The 7,085-nt window shown below is 71.3% G+C and carries 6 protein-coding genes; all 6 read left to right on the forward strand.

The features are described 5' to 3' along the window. The first annotated feature begins 41 nt into the window (after nucleotides 1-41). The 6 genes from J2X68_RS35605 to J2X68_RS35630 all read left to right on the forward strand — a co-directional run bounded on the left by J2X68_RS35605 (nucleotide 42) and on the right by J2X68_RS35630 (nucleotide 6,906). Nucleotides 42-1,373, forward strand: a complete 1,332-nt coding sequence (locus J2X68_RS35605) for a pectate lyase (protein ID WP_310436744.1) — start codon at nucleotides 42-44, stop codon at nucleotides 1,371-1,373. Nucleotides 1,374-1,466: 93 nt separating this feature from the next. After that, nucleotides 1,467-2,603, forward strand: coding sequence for a pectinesterase family protein (locus J2X68_RS35610; protein WP_310436745.1), 1,137 nt, complete (start codon nucleotides 1,467-1,469; stop codon nucleotides 2,601-2,603). 1 nt (nucleotide 2,604) lies between these two features. Further along, on the forward strand, nucleotides 2,605-3,633 hold the full coding sequence (locus J2X68_RS35615) for a pectinesterase family protein (RefSeq protein WP_310436746.1): 1,029 nt from the start codon (nucleotides 2,605-2,607) through the stop codon (nucleotides 3,631-3,633). Continuing rightward, a complete protein-coding gene (locus J2X68_RS35620) occupies nucleotides 3,620-4,804 on the forward strand; it encodes a dienelactone hydrolase family protein (RefSeq protein WP_310436747.1) in 1,185 nt (394 codons plus the stop codon). Before J2X68_RS35615 ends, J2X68_RS35620 begins: the two co-directional genes overlap by 14 nt. Before the next feature lie 49 nt (nucleotides 4,805-4,853). Continuing rightward, on the forward strand, nucleotides 4,854-5,966 hold the full coding sequence (locus tag J2X68_RS35625) for a right-handed parallel beta-helix repeat-containing protein (RefSeq protein WP_310436748.1): 1,113 nt from the start codon (nucleotides 4,854-4,856) through the stop codon (nucleotides 5,964-5,966). A 142-nt stretch (nucleotides 5,967-6,108) separates the two neighbouring features. Beyond that, nucleotides 6,109-6,906 carry an HAD family acid phosphatase gene (locus J2X68_RS35630; protein WP_310436749.1) on the forward strand — a complete coding sequence of 266 codons (798 nt, stop codon included), beginning with the start codon at nucleotides 6,109-6,111 and terminating at the stop codon, nucleotides 6,904-6,906. Nucleotides 6,907-7,085: the final 179 nt, after the last annotated feature.

Here is a 7,085-nt window from a genome sequence, read left to right on the forward strand (position 1 = left end):
CAGGACCCGCACGCCCTTCCGTACAAGAGGAGACCCGTACAGTGCGCACACAGATATGTCATGGACGCGTCATAGCCGCCCTGGTGGGATGCACCGCGCTGGTGCTGTCCGTCACCGGCACGGCGTCCGCCCAGGCCGACGCCCACGCCCGCTCCGCGTCCCGCGACCTCGGCCGCCAGGTCCTGGGAGCGAACGACGGCTGGGCCTCCTACGGGACGGGAACCACGGGCGGATCGGCCGCCGACGCCGACCACGTGTACACCGTCAGCGACTGGGCCGGGTTCAAGGCCGCCCTCGCCGCGGGCGGCAGCGCGCCGAAGATCATCAAGGTGAGGGGCGTCATCGACGCCGTCGCCGAGGGCTGCGACGCCTTCGCCGTGCCCGGCTACGACTTCGACGCCTACCTCGCCGCGTACGCGCCCGAGACCTGGGGTCTCGACACCGACCTGAGCGCCGAGCCCGCCGACAGCCCGGAGGGCCTGCGGCGCGCCTCCGCCGCCGCCCAGGACACGGCCGTCAAGGCGGACATCCCCGCCAACACCACCATCGTCGGGATCGGGAAGAACGCCGGCTTCAAGGGTGTCAGCCTCCAGATCAAGGCCGTCGACAACGTGATCATCCGCAACCTGGCCTTCGAGTCGCCCATCGACTGCTTCCCGCAGTGGGACCCGACCGACGGCACGAACGGCAACTGGAACTCCGAGTACGACACCGCCGTCGTCTACGGCTCGACGCACGTGTGGCTGGACCACAACACGTTCACCGACGGATCGCACCCGGACAGCGCCGCGCCGACCTACTTCGGCATGCTGTACCAGCAACACGACGGCGAGCTGGACATCGTGCGGGGCGCCGACTACGTCACCGCCTCCTGGAACGTCTTCACCGAGCACGACAAGACGATCCTCATCGGTAACAGCGACAGCGAGTCGACGGCCGTCGGCGACCGGGGGCACCTGAAGGTGACCTTCCACCACAACCGGTTCTCGAACCTGGTCGAACGCGCTCCCCGGGTCCGCTTCGGACAGGTCGACTCGTACAACAACCACTTCGTCGCCGACGACGCCTTCTCCTACAGCTTCGGCATCGGCAAGGAGTCCCGACTCGTCGCCCAGCACAACGCGTTCACGCTGCCCGAGGGGGTCAGCGCGGCCAAGGTGCTGAAGCGGTGGAGCGTGGCGCCGCTCACCGCCGACGACAACTACGTCAACGGCAGGCTCACGGACCTGATCGCCGTGCACAACGCGGAGATCCCGGCCGAGGCCCTGGAGTCCGGCGCGGGCTGGACGCCGACCCTGCGCACCAAGGTCGACCCGGCGAAGGCGGTCCCCCGGATCGTGGGCTGCGGCGCAGGCGCCGGACGCCTGGGCTGACCCGCCTCCGACGCTTCCAGCCATGGCCGGGGCGGGCGGCGCCCGTCACCGCCCCGGCCGCTCAGCGAAACCGCACGGCCAAGGAGCATCCGCATGTCCACGCCCCGAAACCCCCGATTCCCGCTCTCCAGACGAGGGTTCCTGACGGCGACCGCCGGTTCGGTCGCCGCCCTCGGCCTCGCCGCCGCTCCCGCGCGGGCGGCCACCGCGCGGCGCGGCCCGTTCGGCCGCCACGGCTCGCCGGCCGACCGGCTCACCCCGCGGACCCTGTACGTCGACCCGCTGGGCCGGGGCGACTTCACCGGCGTCCGGGACGCCGTCGCCGCCACCACCGGCGGCGGCTGGACCCTGGTCCTCGCCCCCGGCACCTACCGGGAGACCGTCGCCCTCGACGTCACCCGGACCGAGGCCACCTGGATCGGAGCCTCCGAGGACCCACGTGACGTCGTGATCGTGTACGACAACGCGGCCGGGACCGCCAAGCCCGGCGGCGGCACCTACGGCACCACCGGTTCGGCCACCACCACCGTGCAGGCCGACGGCTTCACCGCCCGCTGGATCACCTTCGCCAACGACTGGCTGCGCGCCGACCACCCCGACATCACCGGCACCCAGGCCGTCGCCATCAAGGTCCAGGGCGACCGCTCCGCCTTCCACCACTGCCGTTTCCTCGGCCACCAGGACACCCTGTACGCCGACTCGCTCGCCCTCACCGCCTTCGCCCGGCAGTACTACGCGCACTGCTACGTCGAGGGAGACGTCGACTTCGTCTTCGGCCGGGCGACGGCCGTCTACGAGCACTGCCACTTCCGTACGCTGAACCGCACCGACCTGGCCGCGGCCCCCTACGGCTTCGTCTTCGCCCCCTCGACGGCGGGCGCCAACCCGCGGGGCTGCCTGGTCGTCCGGGGCCGGATCAGCAGCGAGGCGCCCGACGCCTTCTACAAGCTCGCCCGCCCCTGGGTCCCCAGCTCCGACACCACCGCCCGCCCGATGCTCACCGTCCGGGACACCCGGCTGGACGCCGGGATCGACGCCGTCGCGCCCTACACCGACATGTCGGCCTCCTTCCCGTGGCAGAACCAGCGGTTCGCCGAGTACCGCAACACCGGGCCGGGAGCGCGGATCACCGTCCCCGAGAACCGCCCGCAACTCAGCTCCGAACAGGCCGCTTCGGCGACCCGCGCGGCGTATCTGGGCGACTGGGAGCCCTGGAAGGGGGACTGCTGAGATGCGCCGACGCACCCTCCTGGCGGGCGTCACGGGCGCTGCCCTGCTCACCGCGACCCCGGCGCACGCCCGGTCCGGCCGCACCCTGCACGTCCGCCCCGGCGACTCCCTCCAGGCCGCCGTGGACGCCGTCGACGGCCCCGGCCGGACGATCGTCGTGCACCCGGGCACCTACCGGGAGGTCGTGAAGGTACCCGCGGAGAAGGCCGAGTTGACGATCCGCGGCGCCTCCCGTGACCCGCGTGCCGCCGTCCTCGTCTTCGACAACGCCAACGGCACGCAGAAGCCCGACGGTTCCGGCACCTACGGGACCGCGGGCTCCGCGACCTTCACCTCCGCCGCGCCCGGCCTCACCGTCCGCGACCTCACCCTCGCCAACGACTGGCTGCGCGCCGACCACCCGGAGATCACCGGCACCCAGGCGGTGGCCGCCTACCTCACCGGCGACCGCACGCACTTCGACAACGTGCGCCTCCTGGCCCACCAGGACACCCTGTTCGCCGACACCACCGCGCTGGACGCCTTCGACCGGCAGTACTTCCACCGATGCCACATCGAGGGGGACGTCGACTTCGTCTTCGGGCGGGGCCGGGCCGTCTTCGAGGCCTGCCGTTTCCACACCCTCCAGCGGGACGTGGGCTTCACTCCCAAGGGCATGGTCTTCGCCCCGGCCACCGCCCGGGCCGACCCCTACGGCTTCCTCGCCCTGCGCGGCCGGATCACCTCCGGCGCCGAGGACGCGGCGTACAAGATCGCCCGCCCCTGGGTGCCCTCGTACGAGACGACCGCCTGGCCCTCGCTGGTCGTGCGGGACACCTGGATCGGCCCCGGCATCGACGCGGTGACCCCGTACACCGACATGCGCGCCGCCTATCCCTGGCAGACCATGCGCTTTCGCGAGTACGCCAACTCGGGCCCCGGCGCGGTGATCCCGGTGCCGGAGAACCGGCCGCAGCTGACCGCCGAGGAGGCGGCCGTCCACACCCGGCGGACCTATCTGGGGGACTGGAGGCCGTATGGGCGGCCGTGACCCGGGGGTGGGGCGGCGGGCCTTTGTGGCCGGCACCGGAGCCGCGCTCCTGACCGGCGCCGTCGCCCCCGCCGACGCGCGGGCGGCCGCCGCGGACGGGCGGACGGCCGTCGTGGAGGGTCCGCTGCCGGACTTCCACCCGGCGCTCAGGGCCGAGCTGACCTTCCCCCTGGCCTGGGGAAATTCCCCGATCCGCGACTTCGGCGCCTGGCGGCGGGCCGCCCGCGCCAAGGTCGAGGAGCTGCTGATCGTCGGATCACAGGAGCGGACCCCGTACGCCCCCGAGTTCACCGACCGGCGCCGACAGGACGGCTACACGAGCGAGTCGGTGACCCTCGCCCTCACCCGCCACGAACGCGTCCGTGCCGCGCTCCTCACCCCGGACGGCCCCGGCCCGTTCCCGGCCGTACTGCTCCTGCACGACCACGGAGCGAAGTTCGACATCGGGAAGGAGAAACTGGTCCGGCCCTGGTACGACGACACCCGGCTCGCCTCCGCGCAGGGCTGGTCGCAGCGGTACTTCAGCGGACGGTTCGTCGGCGACGAGCTGGCGCGGCGAGGGTATGTCGTGCTGTGCGCGGACGCCCTCGGCTGGGGCGACCGCGGGCCCCTGGCCTACGACCAGCAGCAGGCCCTCGCCTCCAACTTCTTCCACCTCGGCTCCTCGCTCGCCGGGCTCATGGCCCGCGAGGACGCCCGGGCCGCCGGGTTCCTGGCCGGCCTCGACCGCGTCGACCGGGGCCGGGTCGCGGCCGTCGGGTTCTCCATGGGCGCCTTCCGCGCCTGGCAGGCGGCCGCGCTCAGCGACGACCTCGCCGCCGCGGCGGCCGTCTGCTGGATGACCGGCCTGAAGCACATGATGGTGCCCGGCGACAACACCCTGCGCGGGCAGTCCTCGTACTACATGCTCCACCCCGGGCTTCCCCGGTTCCTCGACTTCCCCGACGTGGCGGGCATCGCCGCACCCAGGCCGATGCTGTTCTTCGACGGCGGGCTCGACCCGCTGTTCCCCGCCGACGGCGTCCGCGCGGCCCACGACCGGCTGCGCGCCGTCTGGCGCTCCCGTCACGCCGAGGAGCGGTTGCACCTGAAGAGCTGGCCCGACCTCGGCCATGTCTTCGTCGACCGCATGCAGGACGAGGTCTTCGGCTGGCTCGACTCCGTCCTGTGAACCGCTCTCTCGTCCCATCCCCCTGAACGACGGAAAGGACCCGCACTCCATGTCTCGTCGTACCGCTCTCACGGCCGTCGCCGCCCTCGCCCTGGGCGCCGGACTCGCCGTCCTCCCCACCCAGGCGCAGGCCGCCACCGTGGTGGTCGGCAACTCCACCGACCTGTCCAACGCCATCAAGAACGCCACCGCGGGCACGGTCATCCAGGTCCGCGCCGGCACCTACTACCCGACGGCCACGCTCCAGTCCACGGCCAACGGCACCTCCTCGTCCCCCATCACCCTCACGGCGTACGGCTCGGAGACCGTGAAGATCGACGGCTCCTCGCTGCCCGACGGGGACTGGATCTTCAAGCTGACCGCCGACTACTGGAACGTCTCCCACATCACCTTCCAGAACTCCCCGGACAGCGCGGTCGTCTGCCAGTCCTGCACCGGCACCGACTGGAACGACATCAAGACCATCAACGGCGGCGACTCCGGCTTCACCCTCACCGGAGACGGCACGGTCAACAACACCGTCAGGAACATCGACTCCTACGGCCACTACGACGCCGCCAACCACGGGGAGAACGCCGACGGCATCGCCGTGAAGTACGGCTCCGGCACCGGCAACCTCATCACCGGCGCCCGCCTCTACAACAACTCGGACGACGGCATCGACTTCTGGTCCTTCTCCTCGCCCGTCACCGTCGAGCACACCTGGTCCTTCGGCAACGGCGTCAACCGCTGGTCCGACTCGGCCTTCGCGGGCGACGGCAACGGCTACAAGCTGGGCGGGGACGGCGAGGTGGTCGCCCATGTCGTCAACAACTCGGCCGCCTGGGGCAACGCCGGAAACGGGTTCACCGAGAACTCCAACAAGGGTGCCATCGTCATCAATCGCACCACCGCCTACGCCAACAGCAAGTGGGGCTACTACTTCGCCACCGGCGCCGCCAAGCTCGGCAAGAACCTGGCGGTGAGCAACGGCGGCGGCGCGGTCAGCAAGAGCTCGTCGGTCACCTCGGCCGGCAACAACTGGGACTCCGGCATCTCCACGCCCGCCTTCAGGTCGACGGACGCGAGCTCCACGTACAACGCGCGCAGTTCGAGCGGAACCCTGCCCACGACCACGTTCCTGACGACGGGTTCGACGACCATCGGAGCGACGATGGACTGACCGTCCGGGCCTTCACCGGCCGGTACGGGCGCCCGGCCCGGTCGTCCGCATCGGTCGCTTGACCCGATTTTTGCCCATGGACGGGTATCGATCGGGCAACGGGTCTCGCGCTCGGACGCGTGACGCGCGTAGAAAACGTGTCATGCATAAGCCACTGCGTATCGCGGCCGTCGCCGCGGCCTGCGCCGTCGCCGGCGCCGCCCTGTACGGCGCCGGCGCGGCCACGGCCGGCCAGTCCACGGCCAACTCCACCCACGAGCCCTACAACATCGGACTCCTGGTGAAAGACATCGACACCTACTACGGCACCGCGGCGGACGCGAACGGCGTCTACCAGGCGTCGCCGACCAGCCCGTACGCCAAGGACCTCGCGAGCATCGACAAGGCGGCGAGGAAGTACATCGACCAGGCCGCCCGCAAGGCGGTCAGGAAGGGCGAGAAGCCCGCGGTCGTCTTCGACATCGACGACACGCTGCTGCTCAGCCTCGACTACGAGAAGCGGTACAACTACACGTACAGTTCCGCCAGTTGGGCGGCGTACGTGAACAAGGCCGACCGCCCGGCGGTGTTCGGCAGCCCTGAACTCGTGCAGTACGCCGAGAAGAAGGGCGTCGAGGTCTTCTACAACTCGGGCCTCGCCGAGGCGCAGCGCTCCGCGGCCGTGGAGAACCTGAAGAAGGTCGGCGCGGACGTCAACCTCGACGCCGGCCACCTGTTCCTCAAGAACGCGGCCACCCCGCCGTCGTACCTGAGCGGCTGCGCCACCCCGGGCGCCTGGACCTGCACGACCGTCCAGTACAAGTCCGGCACGCGCAAGCACATCGAGCAGGACCTCGGCTACGAGATCATCGCGAACTTCGGCGACCAGTACTCCGACCTGGAGGGCGGCTACGCCGACCGCACGTACAAGCTGCCGAACCCGACGTACTACGTCGGCTGACGCAACTTTTTCGATCCCTTTCGGTGGCACGGCAACCCGGTGCGGCCACGGTGACCACTGAGGTGGGGGGGCGGGGCGGGGGGGGCCCCCCCGCCCCGGCCCCCCCCCCCCCCCCCCCCCAAAAAACCCCCCCCCCCCCCCCCCCCCCCCACCCCCCCCCCCCCCCCCCCCCCCCACCA

The organism is Streptomyces sp. 3330 (genome assembly GCF_031456635.1).
Lineage (GTDB): Bacteria > Actinomycetota > Actinomycetes > Streptomycetales > Streptomycetaceae > Streptomyces.